Below are 14,133 nucleotides of genomic sequence, written 5' to 3' on the forward strand. Positions count from 1 at the left end.
TCGGGCCGGGTGTCGGCGGGCAGGGACGTCCTGGAGGTCACCGAGTCGACCCGCGGCCGGACCCGTCGGCCGGGGTCGTCGACGACTGGAGGACGCATGAAGGTCTCCGTCGACCGCGCCCTGTGCTACGGCTCGGCCGAGTGCGCGCACCGGGCGCCGGACGTGTTCGCGTTCGAGGACGGATACGGGGTCGTACGGCCGGGCCGGGCGGAGTCCGCCGACGACCCGCGGGTGAGGGAAGCAGCCGAGAAGTGCCCCTCGCAGGCGATTCTGCTCGGTGAGTGACGCGGCGGGCGGCCACCTGGCTCATCCGGCGGACGGAGGGCCGGCCGGGTAGGCCCAGGTGAGGTCGGCCAGCGCGCGGGCCCGGGCCTCCGCGACCGCCATGCGGGCCTCGCGCTCGACCGGGTCGACATGCGACGCCTGCCCCGTGACCTGCCCCTCCCACTTGCGGTACAGCAGGCCGGCCTCCGCCGAGAACCAGCCGCGGCTCACCGCGTCCAGCGCCAGCAGCAGGCCCGTGTCCTCGGACGCCGGCAGGGCCATCCAGCCGCCGAGCGCGAGGAGCAGCTCCCGCCGGACGCACAGGCTCGCCGGATGGACCGGCGCACGGAAGCCGTTCCGCTTCCAGTGGCCGAGGACGGCACCGCGTTCGATCGGGCCGTCCTCCGGGTCGCCGGGAAATCCCGCCGTCGTGCCGTCGGGCAGCAGGTCCAGGGCCCGGGACGTCGTCCAGCCGACGCTGGGATCCGTCTCCAGCACCGCCAGATCGCGGGCCAGCGCGCCCGGTGTGAGCTGGTCGTCGGCGTCCAGGACCTTCACATACGCGCCCGCCGCGCGCGCCAGCGCGATCGTACGGGCGACTCCGGGCCCGCCCCGCCGTCCCTGGCCGAAGCTCACGCGCGCGTCGTCCGGGACATGGGGGCGGACCTGGTCCGTCGTGCCGTCCTCCTGGATCACCCACTCCCACGTCCAGTCATCGGGAAGCCGCTGCCGGCACAGGGAGGCGTAGGCCTCCGGCAGGAACCGCGCGGAGGGGCCGTGGACAGGGGTGACGACGGTGACGCGCCGGGTCACGGCAGCACGCACCGACTGGGGCGCGGGCGTGGTCGGTGTGCCGCTCATGGTCCCAGGTAACAACTGCTCGCTCATGGTCCCAGGTAACAACAGCTCGCTCATGGGCGGGAACAGCGCGAGACCCCCGGCCCAGGGGGCCGGGGGTCTTTCCGTTTCGACTGGTGCGTACGCAAGTCGCCGTGGTGTCGAGACGTTGCGGTACCGCGAGGGGCGGGAGGGTCAGCAGTCGAGTCTGGCCGCCGAGGCCTGTTCGGGGATGGTCACGGTCTCCGCCTGGCCGTCGGCGAGGGGCCGGTGCCGGCACCTCGGGGACTTTCCGTGGGCCTCGGCCCGGATGCGCTGCTTCATCGTGGGGGGCAGGGCCCTGCCGTGGGACCAGGCCCATTGATGTGTCGCCGGGATCGTCGGGACCGCGGGGATGGTGCGGTGCGCGGTGCCGGTACGGGGGTTCTCGCTGCGCGGTGCGGCCGCCGCGGTGGCGGCGGACGAGGCGGCGACGAGTCCGAGCGCCGTGCAGAGCGCGAAGAAGGCGGCGACGATGGCGGTCCACAGCTTCATGACCTTGTTCTCGGTCATGGCCCCTCACTTTCGGGTTGGGCGATTTGCGTACTTTCCTCATGATGTGTATGTGGGTCTCGAAGTGGTGGACCGACGCCCGTGGCGCGTTGATGTTCCGATGAACACCACCCGGATGGACGCAAGGGGACCGGAAAACCCCCAAAACCTCGTGAGGACGAGCGAAAAGGGAGCAAAGTAACCGTCCGTGGAGGTGTGATCACCCTCCGATCGCAACGGCGCCGGACCTGGCCTATTGCTCTGCCGGGGGCGGGAGTTGGGGCCCGACGCAGGTCACCGATCGATATCGGTCGGTGTGTATAGTCGGGCGCCAGAGGTCCCCTACGTCAAGGAAAGACGAGGTCGCGCGGTGAAGAAGCTGCTCCTGGTCGCACTGGCCGCCATCGGCGGGCTCCTCGTGTACCGCCAGATCCAGGCGGATCGCGCCGAGCAGGATCTGTGGACGGAGGCGACTGACTCCGTGCCCACGGGTTCCTGAGTGCCGATATCAGAGTCTGAACAGACCCCGACCGCCCCTGAGCGGTCGGGGTTTTGTGTTGCCCCGCGGCCCCGCGCGCCGCGGCCTCCCCGTGTTGCGGGGGTTCGCCGGGTGCGGTAGGCGTTCGGGGAGCGCCCGGCCGTCGCGTGGATCCCGTGCGGGGCGTTGCCGGGCGTTTCGGACGGCCGTACGCGTTGCCCGGATGGGGCAAGGGTCCTCGGGGCAGGATGGGACGCGGTCCGGTACGGCGAGCGCGCCGGCCGCACGGCGACGACAGGGGAGGGCGGCAGGTGCGGGGGCGAGGGCGGCGTACGGCGTGGTGGTGGCGGTACGGCCGCCGGGCGGTCCCCCGCACGGTGCGGACGGCCCTGGTTCCGGTGCTGTGCGCGCTGCTCTTCCTGCCGGCCGGCACCGCGACCGCCGCCGACCCCACGCAGCCGTACGCCTTCGCGCCCGGCGCCCGGACCGTCGCGGGCGCGGCGAGCACCGGCACGGCCGAACGGCTGGACCCCGGCCGTACCTACCGCAGCTCCCTGCCGAGGAACGGCAGGCTCTACTACCGCATCGACCTCACGGCCGCCGACACGGCGTACGTCCCCGTGACCGCCGTACCCCCACCGGACACCGCCGTTTCCGCCACCGACGGCATCAAGGTGTCCCTCCGGGACGCGCACGGCACGCCCTGCTCCTTCGCCTCCGCCCGCTTCGGCGCCGGGCTCAGCGCGCGCCCGGTCACCGCACTGGGGCAGCGGGAGGCGGACAGGACGGTGTGCCGGGGCGGGGGGACGTACTACGTGCTCGTCCAGCGCCTGGACACCGAGGGCCCCGGTACGGCGGCCCCGGCGCAGCGCTGGGACCTGGAGATCGCGCCCGTCACGGAACCGCGCCCGGCGCGGGCCGGGGCCACCTCCGCGCCGCGGAACTGGGACTCCGCCACGCCCGAGCCGCCCACCGGTGAGCCCCGGGAGCGTTCCGGCGGCACCGGTTTCGCCTCGGCCCGCCCGCTGGACCAAGGGGTCTGGCGGACCGCGCTGGTGCCCGGCGAGACGCGGTTCTACAAGGTGCCGGTCGACTGGGGCCGCCAACTGCACGCCTCCGTCGAACTGGACGCGGCCCAGGGCCACGGCTATGTCGGCGGCGCCCTGAACCTGTCCGTCCACAACCCCGTCCGCGGCTACGTCGAGGACACCGCCGTCGGCTACACCGGCACCCGGAAACCCGCCGTGCTCGCCCCGCTGCCGCCGGTGGAGTACGCCAACCGCTACGCCGCGCCCGCCGCCGTGACCTCCGTCCGTTTCGCCGGCGACTACTACCTGGTCCTGCACCTCAGCGAGCAGATGACCGGTCTGTTCGGGCAGGGGCCGTTCGGGGTGACGCTGCGGGTCCGGGTGGCCGGGCAGGCGCACGCGGGGCCGCGGTACGCCGGGCGGACCGTGCCGGGTGACGTGTTCACGGTCACGCGGCGGGACCGGGAGGCGGCGCTCACCGGGAGCCCCGGGCACGGGGGCGGCGGCCGGGTGATGAAACTGGTCGCGGTCGGCGGGATCGGTCTGGGGACGGTGCTGCTGGCGGTGCTGGCCGGCTGGACGGTGGCGGCCCGGCGGGCTCAGACGCGGGTCAGCGCCCAGAAACCCACCGCGTAGCACGCCAGCGCCAGCAGCAGGATCGGGATGGCGGCCTTGGCCGGCGGTCCGGGCCGCCGGCTCCGGCGCGCACGGCGCGCCCTGTGCCCCGGGGGCGATGCGGGTACGCCGTGGACCGGCTGGGCCGGAGAGGGGACCCGCACGTCCTGAGCGGTGTACGAAGCGGTGGAGGCGTCGGCACGTTGTGTCTGCACCGGGGCCGGGGAGGGAGCGTGGGGGGAGAAGTACGGCTGGTGGAGCGGGCGTTGCGGGGGGAAGGGGGGCTGCTGGACGTACGGCGGGTACGCGTGTGCCCGCGGGGGGTACGGCTCCGGGACCGAGGGTTCCCGGGGCGGCGGCAGCCGGAAGCTGCCGGTGTCCGAGAGGGAGCCGGTGGTGTCAGAGGTACCGGTGGTGCTCGGGGTACCGGCGGTGCTCGGGGTGCCGGTGTCTCCCCACCCGTCGGCCGCAGCACCTGAACCGGCATCCGTGCCGGCGTCCGGATCCCCGTCCCCGGCCCGTCCCAAGGCCACTCCGGACGCCTTCTTGAGCGGTCCCTCCGGGGCGAACCCGGGCGGAAGGGGCGGGAGTTGGTCGAAGATCTCGATCGACTCGTCGTCGGGCTCCGGCTCCGGCAGGAGCTCCGCGGCACAGGCGAGGGCCTTGCGCGCCCCCGTGGCGGTGCGGAAACGCGCGGACGGGTCGGGCTGGAGCAGTGTGGCGACGACCTGCCAGAGCGGTTCCGGTACACCCTTGGGCGGGCCGGGCGTCCCCTGCTCCGCGAAGTACTGCAGGAGCGCCTTGGCGTCGGGCTTGGCGCCTTCGAGCAGATACAGCGCCACCAGACCCACGGCGAACAGGTCCGCGGGGAAGTCGGGTTCCGCGCCGAGCATCTGCTCGGGCGCCAGGTAACCGGGTGTGCCCACGACGAGGTTGGTCTCCGTCAGGCGGGGTTCCCCGAGCCGCATGGCGATCCCGAAGTCGGACAGCCGCAGCCGCGGCCTGCCGGTTCCGGTGGCTTCGAGCAGGACGTTGGCGGGCTTGACGTCCCGGTGGATGACGCCTTCGGCGTGGACGGCGGCGAGACCGGACAGGAGCTGATCGAGCAGGGTGCACACGAACGCCGGCGGCAGCGGGCCGTAGTCGCCCACGAGGTGGACCAGCGAACCGCCGGCGACCAGGTCCATGGTGAACAGGACCTGGTCGTCGTCGGCGGCCCAGCTGGCCGGGGCGAGGACATGGGGGTGATCGATCCGCAGGGCCTGCTCCCGTACGAAGCGGAGCAGGGAGTGGGCGTCGCGCTGCTGGAGCACCTTGGCCGCCACATAGCGCCGTCGGCGGTGGTCCCAGGCCCGCCATACGGCGCCCACGCCCCCGCGTCCGATCGGATCGGCCAGCTCGTAGCGTCCGGCGAACACCTCACCCATGGCAGCCCATCGCTCCTCCCCCTGAACCCGCGGATCGTCCCCTGCCCCGTACTCCCCCTACCCCGCGTTTCCCCCCTGTCACGCGGGTCCCCCGAGTCCACGAACAGGTCCCCGGATCTCACGGACGGGCGTCCCCCGGCCCGGCGCCCCCTGTGCGGACCGGACCCCCTCCGGTGCACCGGGCCGCGTGCCTCAGTTCTGGTGGGACTGGTAGTGCGCGACGGCGTCGGAGGTGCGTCCGGCGCCATAGACCCGGAGGAACTCCGCCAGTTCGGGATGGGCCGGGGCGAGGCTGTCCGCGGCGTCGATGATGTCGCCCGCGGCGGCCACCGAGCGCAGCAGCGACTGGATCTCACGGACCACGCGCTTGACGGTCGGCGCACCCGAACCGCTCGTGGTCTGGGTGGTGTTGCTGAGCACGGAGCCCCCCTGCGACTTCTTGATCTCGTCCATGCGCTCGGTCGCCTCGGCGGCGCTGACACTGCCGTCCGCGACCTGGGCCGCCAGCTCCTGCAGCAGCTGCACCCGCTGGACCACCGCGGGATTGCCGATCTTCGCGCGCTGGCCGCTCATCAGCTGCGAGAGCATCGGGGCGGACAGCCCCAGGACCGCGGCGAGACGGGCCTGATTGAGCCCGAGATCGTCGATGAGCTTACGGAAGAGCGCCCCCAACGGCTCCCCGTACCAGTTCCGCTGCAGCTCCCGCGCTCTCGCGGTGGCTTCCTGCTGTGCGGCGTCCATTGCGTCTCCCCATCGCTTCCCCTGAAAAACCGCGGTTCGCTGTAGCGAACCACGTCGAGCATCTTACGGAGAGTGGTCATCTGCGGGGACCCCCAATCTTTTTGCGGGATACCCGGGGTGACCCGGTACTCTGGTCTGCGGCACCCGCCGGAACGCAGTTCCTCCGGCAGGCCGCCGCTTTCCGGGGCCTTAGCTCAGTTGGTAGAGCGCCGTCTTTGCATGGCGGATGTCAGGGGTTCGACTCCCCTAGGCTCCACCCCGGTAAATGCCCCCTGATCTGCCCAAACGCAGTTTCAGGGGGCATTTTTGCGAAGGAGTTCTCCGTGAGACACCGCACGCTCGGCGCCCACGGACCGCGGGTGTCAGCCGTGGGACTCGGCTGCATGGGAATGTCCGTCGCCTACGGGGTCCCGGACACCGCCGAGTCCGAGCGCACCCTGGACCGCGCCCTCGACCTCGGGGTCGACTTCCTCGACACGGCGGACGCGTACGGGCGCGGCGCCAACGAGGAACTCCTGGGCGCCTGGCTGCGGCGCCGGGCCTCGGAGCGGAGCCGCGTGGTGCTGGCCACGAAGTTCGGGCTGCGCCACGACCCGGAGTCGGGCCGTGTGGATGGCGTGGACACGTCGGCGGGGTACGTGCGGACCGCCTGCCACGCCTCGCTGCGGCGGCTGGGCGTCGACCACATCGACCTCTACTGTGTGCACCGCCGCGATCCCGCGACACCCATCGAGGAGACGGTCGGCGCGATGGCCGAGCTGGTGGAAGCGGGTGACATCCGGTACCTCGCCCTGAGCGAGGTCGGCGCCGGCACCCTGCGCCGGGCCCACGCCGTCCATCCCATCAGCGCCGTCCAGCTGGAGTACTCGCTCTTCACCAGGGACGTGGTGGAGGGCGGCATGCTGGACACCTGCCGGGAGCTCGGCATCTCGGTGGTGGCGTACGCGCCGCTCGGGCGCGCCATGCTGACCGGGAGCATCAGGTCCGTGGACGAGCTGGGCAGCGGGGACAACCGCAGGCGCTGGCCCCGGTTCGCCGGGGAGAACCTGGAGCACAACCTGACGCTGGTGGAGGCCGCGCACCGGGCCGCCGACCAGATCGGCTGCACGCCCGCGCAGGCGGCCCTCGCCTGGCTGCTGGCGCAGGGCGACGACATCGTCCCCATCCCCGGCACGAAGAAGCGGCGCTACCTGGAGGAGAACGCGGCGGCCGCCGACGTGACCCTGACGAAGGAGCAGTGCGAGCTGCTGCGCAACGCGGTGCCGGACGGCGCGGTGGCCGGCGAGCGCTATCCGGAGCAGGGCATGGCCCGCCTCGGCCACTGACTTCCGGCCCGCCGCACGCCCGGCCGCGTTTCAGGGGCTCCTCACGTCGTCCCTCATGCGCGCAGGCACCACTCGACGAAAGCCCCGATGCTGGGGTCCACCCGGCCCTCCTCGTCCGCGACCGCCGCCGTGCAGAAGAAGCGGACCTCACCGAACTCCAGCTCCATCGTCTTCACCAGGTTCCGCAGTCCCAGTCGCTCGCACAGCCACTCCCGGGTCGTGTCGCTGTCGTCCGGGCGGTCGGGCAGCAGGGCGGGCCGGCCGGACAGCAGGTCCCGCTTGCTGACGGCGACGGCCAGGCGGGACTTGTCGAGGCGGGTGCCCATGGTGCGTACGGTCTGGACCGAGCGTGAGAAGACGTCCTCCGGGTCGACCGTCGAGGCCAGGGTGCGGTCCACCGCCGGGACCGACGGGTCGAGGCGGGTCCAGAAGGCGTCGACGGCCATCGGGTCGAGGACGAAGAGGAAGGTGCGGGCCTCGCGGATGTAGCGCAGCGCGTCGGTCTCCTCGCGGTTGACGAACCGTTCGCCGGCCGTGTCGAAAACATGCACCAGCCGCTCGGCGCGGCCACTGCCGAGCACGAACGAATGGGCCCGGGGCAGCGTCTTCTGGGTGGGGCGGGTGTGGCCCTGGATCTCCAGGACCTCGTTCAGCACCCGCTGGTTGGCGGTCGACTCCGGGTCCGCGAGCCGGATCGCCGGCCCGCCGTTCTCCGCCGTCCTCTCCAGCGACTTCACCATCGCCGCCATCAGCTGTGTCTTGCCCGCGGCCCGGCCGCCGACCAGCGGCAGGACCAGCTCGGGCATGTGCCCGGCGTCCGGGTTCATCGGCTTGCCGCAGTGTTCGTGCACGCAGTGGCCGCTCAGCCGGGCGTCCCTGCTCATCAGCATCAGCAGGGTCGGTATCCGCTCGCCGCAGGCGCACCGGCGCCGGAAGAGGCCGAAGGTGCCCGGGCGGATGTCGGCGTGCCGGCGTCGGCAGGTCGCGCGGGGGCAGTCGTACGCCGGGTAGGGGACGCGTTCGAAGCAGCTCGGGCACAGCATGCCCCGGGGCAGCCCGCGCAGGATCATCACCGCGCGGTCGGTGGCCCGCAGGGTGAGGGCGGTCAGCCGGGCACCGCCCGTCAGCAGGGCCACACCGAGCGCCTGCACGCCGAGGAGCACCCCCAGCACCGGTACCGCGGCGCCGGCGCCGATGCCGAGGCCCACGTAGAGGGTCAGGCCGTAGGGGACCGAGGCGGCCCGGTGCACGGAGGGGGCGGTGAACTGGCGGGCGGTCACACGGCGGTAGGCGTCGGTGACCGTACGGACGTACAACCGTCGCCCCTGGGTGAGGAGTTGGCGCAGATCGCGGGTGGCGGGACCGAAGAAGTAGTTGCGGTGGGCCAGTTCGTCGGCGGGGCGGTACGGCGGGACGGTCACGAACTCGGGGGTGCGCAGGCGCAGTACGCCGTCGAGCAGCCGGCAGTAGCGCCACAGCAGTTCGCTGACCAGCGCGGCCCCGCGCAGGGCCGCGATCGCCGGGGCGACGAACAGGTAGAGCAGGAGCAGGACCAGGCAGGCCGCCGGGATGATGACGAAGAGCAGGATGTCGTCCATCGCCGGCTCACCCCCCGTCCGGTCGGGGGCCGTCCGGGGACCGCCGCTGGCTGAGCTTGCGGCCCCACTTCTTCATGCGGCCCAGACGGTTCTCGGCGTACTCCTGATAGGCGTCGGCGAGCCGCGTGTCGTAGGGGCGGAGCGCGCGGGCCAGACGGTCCAGGTCCTCCGGCCGCCAGTGCTGGGCGGTGTGCAGGCGCAGCGTTTCGACGATCTCCAGGTGTGCCTGCGGCAGGGCGACGCGTTCGCCGTTGACCGCGATCACCCCGGTGACGTGGCTGAACAGCACCTCGTCGATACGGCCGGAGGTCACCGCGGCCCGCTGGACGGCCCGCAGATAGCCGTCGGCCAGGGAAAAGCCGAACGCGCCGATCTCCGTGCGCAGCCGGGCCGGGTCGGCGGGCAGCCGGAGCAGGGCCGGGAGCAGCCGGTGGTGCTTCAGGGCGCGGGGTGCCGCCCAGGCGTCGACCTGCGGGATCCTGAACGCGCGGGCGAGCGCGGTGGCCTCGGTGGCCTCGCGCAGGGCCGCGTCCAGCCCGAGGGTGGTCCGCACGCACTCCTGGGTGACCGGCCGCAGCCAGGCGTCGCGGCCGGGCGCGGTGAGGGTGTCGCACAGCACCAGGCAGGCCCGCAGCCCCTGCTCGTCCCGGACCTCCTGCTTCACCGCGCGGTCGAACCACTCGCCGACCGCCTCGTCCACCGGCCCCTCCGGCGGCAGCCGGCGGGCGATCTCGGTCGCCTCCTCGTACGTCCAGGCCGGCGACGGCTGCCGCCACAGTCCCCGCAGCAGCTCCGCGTCCGGCGAGGCCTGGCCGCGCACCCGGAGGATCCTGAACAGCAGGTCGACCGTGCGGGCGGGCTCCCGTTCGGCCTGGGCCCGCCAGTAGTACTCAAGGAGCCGGGGCCGCCCGTCGAGGTCCCGCTCGTCCAGCAACCGGGCCGGGAACTGGGCGAACAGCTGCTCCTGGCCGCCGCCCCGCTCGTCCAGCACCTCCTGCACCGCTGTCGTCAGGGCGGCCCTGAACTCCGGAAGGGTGCGAAGGAGCCGGGCGACCTCCTCACGGAGGCCGGGGCCGGCGCCGCAGGGGCCGAGCAGGGCGCGGGCCGCCTCCAGGCTCTGGGCCGCGACCACCTGAGGGGAGGGGGCGAGCCGCGCGCCCACCGCCCACAGCAGCAGCCGCACCCGCTGACGGGTGGCGGTGGCCTCACCGAGCAGCCGCTGCCACAGGACGGTGGCTCGCTCCCGCTCGGCGGGGTGCGTGATCGGCACCGGGCCGGGCGCGTCCTGCACGCACTGCGCGTAGGCGCGGATCCGGGACTGGTGGAGCTTGCCCTCCAGCTCCTGGTGCAGGGCCGTGTCACCGCCCGCCTCGGCGGCCGCGCTCAGCGTCGCGAGCTGGTCGTCGTCCAGCCCCCGGTGCTTGTGGTGGAGGTCGGCCGCCACCGCCGCCCGGCGGGGTCCGAGATGTCCGGCGCCGGGCAGCCAGTCGATCACCGCGCGGACGTCGGCGTCGGTCAGTTCTATGCCGCCCGCCGCCGCGGCCGCCGCCACCGGGGCGTGCCAGTCGCCCGGCGCCCGCTCCTGGCCGTGCGTGTACTCGGCCGTCCAGGACCACACCGAGCGGACGGACCCGACGCCGATCCGGGTCAGCAGCCGTACCAGGTGGTGGGTGGGCACCACCTCGGGGAAGCGGCCGGCGGAGAAGTCGAAGACGGTGTACGACTCCTCGTCGTCGGGGCCGAAGTCGGGGTGCGCCCCGGGCACCGTGCCGATCAGGTGCAGCCGGCTGCGGGTGGGACGGAAGAGGTAGGTGGCGAAGGAGAGGGTGCGGGCCAGCGGGGGTGGCAGGAGGTAGGAGACGGTCGCGAACCAGTGGGCGATCCGGTCGGTCGTGTCGTCGATCACCACCACCGAGCCGTCCTCCGCGAGCGCCGCGAACACCGCCGCCAGCAGGGCCGGCAGCTGCTCGGCGTGCGGGTGCGCGCGCAGGAAGGCCCGCGCCGAGCGGGGGGACAGCGGGCCGCGGGGCAGGGGCGCGGGCAGCTCCGGAAGCTCGGTCGTGCCGGCGACCTGTGTGGTCCACAGCGGGGAGTCCCACAGCTCGATCGCGAGCAGCCCGCCGCTGTCCGGCGTGAACTCGCCCCCGGTGTACAGGGCGTGGGCGAAGTAGTTGCCGAAGCGGCGCGCCGAGTCCCGGCCGACGTAGCGCACGCACAGCGTGGTGGCGCCGCCCTGCGGGTCCGGGGTGTGGCAGAGGTTCACCGGGCAGCGGGCCAGCAGCTCCGGGGTGTCCGACTCGGCCAGGGAGCGCGGTGGTTCGTACCCGGCCAGGCCCTCCACCCGGTGCCGGGTCTCGGCCGAGACCTGCTCGCTGACCGCGTTGAACTGGAAGCCGGAGGAACCGCTGAGTCCGTGCTCGCAGGAGGTGTAGTAGAGCTGCTGGAAGGTCATCGTCCGCGACCCGCCCTCGGCACCGAACCGAACTCGCTCAGCAGCCACAGCAGCGGGTCCGCGACCCGGTAGGGCTGGATACCGGTGGCGGCTACCCGGGCCTCGGGCGTGGCGCTGCGGCCCAGCGCGGAGACCCCGAAGTAGCGGTAGCGGGCGAAGGTGTTCTCCAGGGACTGGTCGATCGGCACGCCGTCCCATTCCTTGAGCAGCTGGCGCACCTCCTCGTGCACGCTGAGGCTGTCGCCGACGTCGAAACGGCCGCGCGCGGGTGCGTGCGACCGCAGCGGGCTGCCGTTGTCCACCAGATGCCAGAAGGCGTCCATCTTGGAGAAGACCACCGCGATCGGGGTCTGGACCTTCGCCGCCTTGCCGCCCTGCGCGGCCAGCAGCATGCTGCTCACCCGGCTCAGCACGTTGATCGGCGGGTCGATGCCGTCCGCGTGGGGCAGTGCCGTGCCGGGCGCCGCGTTGTCCCGGGCGCCCGGCATCTGCAGCGGGTCGAGCAGCAGGATGATGCCGTCGGCGTTGGTCAGGTAGCGGGTGTTGAGCTCCACGCTCTCCCGGCTGTTGAAGTCCTCGCCGGCCGTGTCGAAGAAGGACAGCACCGTGTGCTGCGGCCGTTCCCCGAACAGCCCCCTGCGGCGCAGCCCGAACCGGAACACCAGTGGTTCCACCCGGTTGGCGTTGGTCGTCGCGGTCTGCGTGGGCGGGAACATCTGCCGGTCGCGGTAGAGACGGTCCTCGTACTCCGAGCTGTAGCGGCGCATGGTGGTGTCGTCCAGGCCCATCAGCGAGGCGCCGTAGGCCTCGCCGACCTGGTTGCGCATCTCGTGCAGCAGCACCGTCATGTAGATCGTCTTGCCGGAGGAGCGCGCGCCCACCATCGCGATCAGCCGGTTCTCCACCATCCCGAACTGCACCGGCAGTTCGACGTGGCAGACCGGGCAGATGCGGTACGTCGTCTCGCCGTCGCAGTCCGGGCACACCGCCGTCGACCTGCGGCCGTCGGCGGGGAAGTCCGGGCCCACGTCGTGGCTGGGGCGCCTGCCGAAGCGTTCGTCGAGGACGGGGTCGCGGCGGCGCGGGCACTGCTTGCGGGTGCGGCTGAGCCGGCTGTTGCAGCGGAACCGGATCTCGCGCGGGGCGAAGGTCTCGTAGCAGTAGGGGCAGGTGAGTCGTCTGGCCATTCAGGTCACTCGCAGCCGGTGCAGCGCCGTGGGGCGGATGTCGATGTCGCGGTCCTGGTCGGAGTCGGGGCCGTCCGCCGGGAAGCAGACCAGCCAGGAGGGGCCTTTGGTGCCGGGGAGCGGGAACTCCACGGTGAGGGGGGTGCCGGCGGGCAGGCGCTGGGCGGGGACCTCGTGCAGGACGGTGCCGTCGGCCGTGCTGGTGGGGCGGTAGCGGCCGAGGCCGTGGACGATCCGGAGGGCGGGGAGGTCACAGCCGGTCCGGGCGGTGAAGGTGACGGTGGCGACGCGGGCGCCGGTGAGGCGGCGGCGTACGGAGGGTTCGTATTCGACGATCGGGGGTTCGGCCGGGATACGGAGACAGGCGGCGCCCTCGGTGTCGGCGGTGCGGTCGGGGACCAGGGCCTCGACGGTGAGGGTGATCGCGCCCCGGCCGACGGGGAGGTCCAGGCCGCCGTCGTGTTCGTAGACCCGGCGCCGGCAGTGGAGGTCTCCGTCGCGGGGGCCGTCGCCGGCCGCGGTCGCGTCCTCACGGCGCCAGCGGACGCGAGCGGTGAGGGCGGAGTCGGGCCAGGCCCACAGGACGAGGAGGTGGTCGTCCCGGCGGATGTACTGGAGTTGGGTCACGGGGACGGCGCGGAGGGTGTGGGGCCGCCCCGGTTCCGGTTCCCCGTCCGGTTCTGGCGCGGGTCCTGGGACGGGCGGGGTGGTGGCGGTGGGTGGTTCGCCGGGGGGCGGTGGGGGTTCCTCGCGTAGTTCCCCGCGCTCCTTTGGGGTGGTGGAGGTGGGTTCGCCGCGGGGCGGCGGGGGTTCCTCGCGCGGTTCCCCGCGCTTCTTCGGGGTGGTGGCGGTGGGTGGTTCGCTGGGGGGCAAAACCGCGGTTGTCGCGGTCTCGCGCTCCTTCGGGCCGCCTTGTGGTTCGGGGTCCTCCAAAGGTGGCAGCCAGGGCTGCGGTTCCGGGTCCTCCAAGGGCGGCGGGAAGTCGGTCCTCGCCGGTGCCGGACCGGTGGCTGTGCGCAGGAGGCCGAAGTCCTCCAGGAGCAGGAGGCCGTGGACGACGGCCAGTTCGGGGTCTGTGCAGCGGACCGTCAGGCCCTGGGCCTCGGGGAGGGCTTCGATGTCCGTGCGGTGGGCCGGCGTGGCGTACAGGTCGCCGGAGAGGAGGACGGCGTCCGGGGCCGCCTCGGTCAGGTACCGGGCCATCGCCGCGAGGGCGTGGTCGTCGGCCAGTTCCTCGGTGCCTGTCGTGACGATGCGTACCGTCAGGTCCGGGGTGATGGCCAGGACCGTCAGGTCCACGGTCGCCCCGGTCTGGTCGGCCACCAGGACGGTGCGGTGCACACCCTCGTCGATCGCGCCGTAGTGCAGGGCCACCGCGACCGGGTGCGGGACGATTCTGTGGACGCGCAGGCCGGCGTCCTCGGCGGCGCGGCGGAGGCGGGCCTCGGCCTCCCGGTCGGCGGACGCGGGGAGACCGAGGACGGCCTCCTCGCCGGTGGTTCCGGCCAGGAGGAGGGCCAGGGCGGTGGCGGGGTCGGTGACCCCGTCCGTGTCCCCGGGGAGGTCCGTGAGGGTGAGGGACGGGTGGCCGTCGGGGGCGGACCGGCCCAGGCGGGCGTGGCGGTGGCCCAGAGCGATGCCGAGCATGCG

Annotated in this window: 12 protein-coding genes and 1 tRNA gene; 5 read left to right on the plus strand and 8 right to left on the minus strand. The window is 73.3% G+C overall.

Annotation, left to right across the window (positions count from 1 at the left end; genetic code table 11):
* Positions 1-96 precede the first annotated feature (96 nt).
* Complete coding sequence (locus ACWC94_RS06365) at positions 97-285, plus strand: ferredoxin (RefSeq protein ID WP_450795221.1); 189 nt, start codon at positions 97-99, stop codon at positions 283-285.
* A 21-nt stretch (positions 286-306) separates the two neighbouring features.
* On the opposite strand, the gene ACWC94_RS06370 is transcribed toward ACWC94_RS06365, so the two are convergent.
* Both ACWC94_RS06370 and ACWC94_RS06375 read right to left on the minus strand, forming a co-directional pair.
* Complete coding sequence (locus ACWC94_RS06370) at positions 307-1,125, minus strand: glycosyltransferase family 2 protein (protein ID WP_450795222.1); 819 nt, start codon at positions 1,123-1,125, stop codon at positions 307-309.
* Positions 1,126-1,296: 171 nt separating this feature from the next.
* On the minus strand, positions 1,297-1,653 hold the full coding sequence (locus ACWC94_RS06375; protein ID WP_450795223.1) for a DUF6344 domain-containing protein: 357 nt from the start codon (positions 1,651-1,653) through the stop codon (positions 1,297-1,299).
* 349 nt (positions 1,654-2,002) lie between these two features.
* Here ACWC94_RS06375 and ACWC94_RS06380 point away from each other — a divergent pair, with 349 nt between their 5' ends.
* Positions 2,003-2,131 carry a DLW-39 family protein gene (locus ACWC94_RS06380; protein WP_003999697.1) on the plus strand — a complete coding sequence of 43 codons (129 nt, stop codon included), beginning with the start codon at positions 2,003-2,005 and terminating at the stop codon, positions 2,129-2,131.
* A 290-nt stretch (positions 2,132-2,421) separates the two neighbouring features.
* A complete protein-coding gene (locus ACWC94_RS06385) occupies positions 2,422-3,774 on the plus strand; it encodes a hypothetical protein (protein ID WP_450795224.1) in 1,353 nt (450 codons plus the stop codon).
* Here the strand turns inward: ACWC94_RS06385 and ACWC94_RS06390 are convergent.
* Positions 3,738-5,180: a serine/threonine-protein kinase gene (locus ACWC94_RS06390; RefSeq protein WP_450795225.1), complete on the minus strand. Its 1,443-nt coding sequence runs from the start codon at positions 5,178-5,180 to the stop codon at positions 3,738-3,740. The genes ACWC94_RS06385 and ACWC94_RS06390 overlap by 37 nt on opposite strands.
* Before the next feature lie 192 nt (positions 5,181-5,372).
* Positions 5,373-5,921, minus strand: a complete 549-nt coding sequence (locus ACWC94_RS06395) for a helix-turn-helix domain-containing protein (RefSeq protein ID WP_360084580.1) — start codon at positions 5,919-5,921, stop codon at positions 5,373-5,375.
* 183 nt (positions 5,922-6,104) lie between these two features.
* On the opposite strand from ACWC94_RS06395, the gene ACWC94_RS06400 reads away from it, so the two are divergent.
* Both ACWC94_RS06400 and ACWC94_RS06405 read left to right on the plus strand, forming a co-directional pair.
* Positions 6,105-6,177 (plus strand) — tRNA-Ala (locus ACWC94_RS06400).
* A 67-nt stretch (positions 6,178-6,244) separates the two neighbouring features.
* A complete protein-coding gene (locus ACWC94_RS06405) occupies positions 6,245-7,246 on the plus strand; it encodes an aldo/keto reductase (RefSeq protein ID WP_450795226.1) in 1,002 nt (333 codons plus the stop codon).
* A gap of 53 nt (positions 7,247-7,299) precedes the next feature.
* Here ACWC94_RS06405 and ACWC94_RS06410 read toward each other — a convergent pair whose 3' ends face one another.
* Genes ACWC94_RS06410 through ACWC94_RS06425 form a run of 4 tightly spaced genes read right to left on the minus strand, consistent with a single transcriptional unit; the run spans position 7,300 to position 14,130 of the window.
* Entirely contained in the window at positions 7,300-8,844 is a 1,545-nt protein-coding gene (locus tag ACWC94_RS06410) for a TRAFAC clade GTPase domain-containing protein (RefSeq protein WP_450795227.1), read from the minus strand.
* Between the two features lie 7 nt (positions 8,845-8,851).
* Positions 8,852-11,296 carry a GTPase-associated protein 1-related protein gene (locus ACWC94_RS06415; protein ID WP_450795228.1) on the minus strand — a complete coding sequence of 815 codons (2,445 nt, stop codon included), beginning with the start codon at positions 11,294-11,296 and terminating at the stop codon, positions 8,852-8,854.
* A complete protein-coding gene (locus tag ACWC94_RS06420; RefSeq protein WP_450795229.1) occupies positions 11,293-12,483 on the minus strand; it encodes a TRAFAC clade GTPase domain-containing protein in 1,191 nt (396 codons plus the stop codon). Before ACWC94_RS06420 ends, ACWC94_RS06415 begins: the two co-directional genes overlap by 4 nt.
* Positions 12,484-14,130: an Hsp70 family protein gene (locus tag ACWC94_RS06425; RefSeq protein ID WP_450795230.1), complete on the minus strand. Its 1,647-nt coding sequence runs from the start codon at positions 14,128-14,130 to the stop codon at positions 12,484-12,486. It lies immediately after the preceding gene.
* Positions 14,131-14,133: the final 3 nt, after the last annotated feature.

The sequence above is a fragment of the Streptomyces sp. NPDC001135 genome (assembly GCF_053598395.1).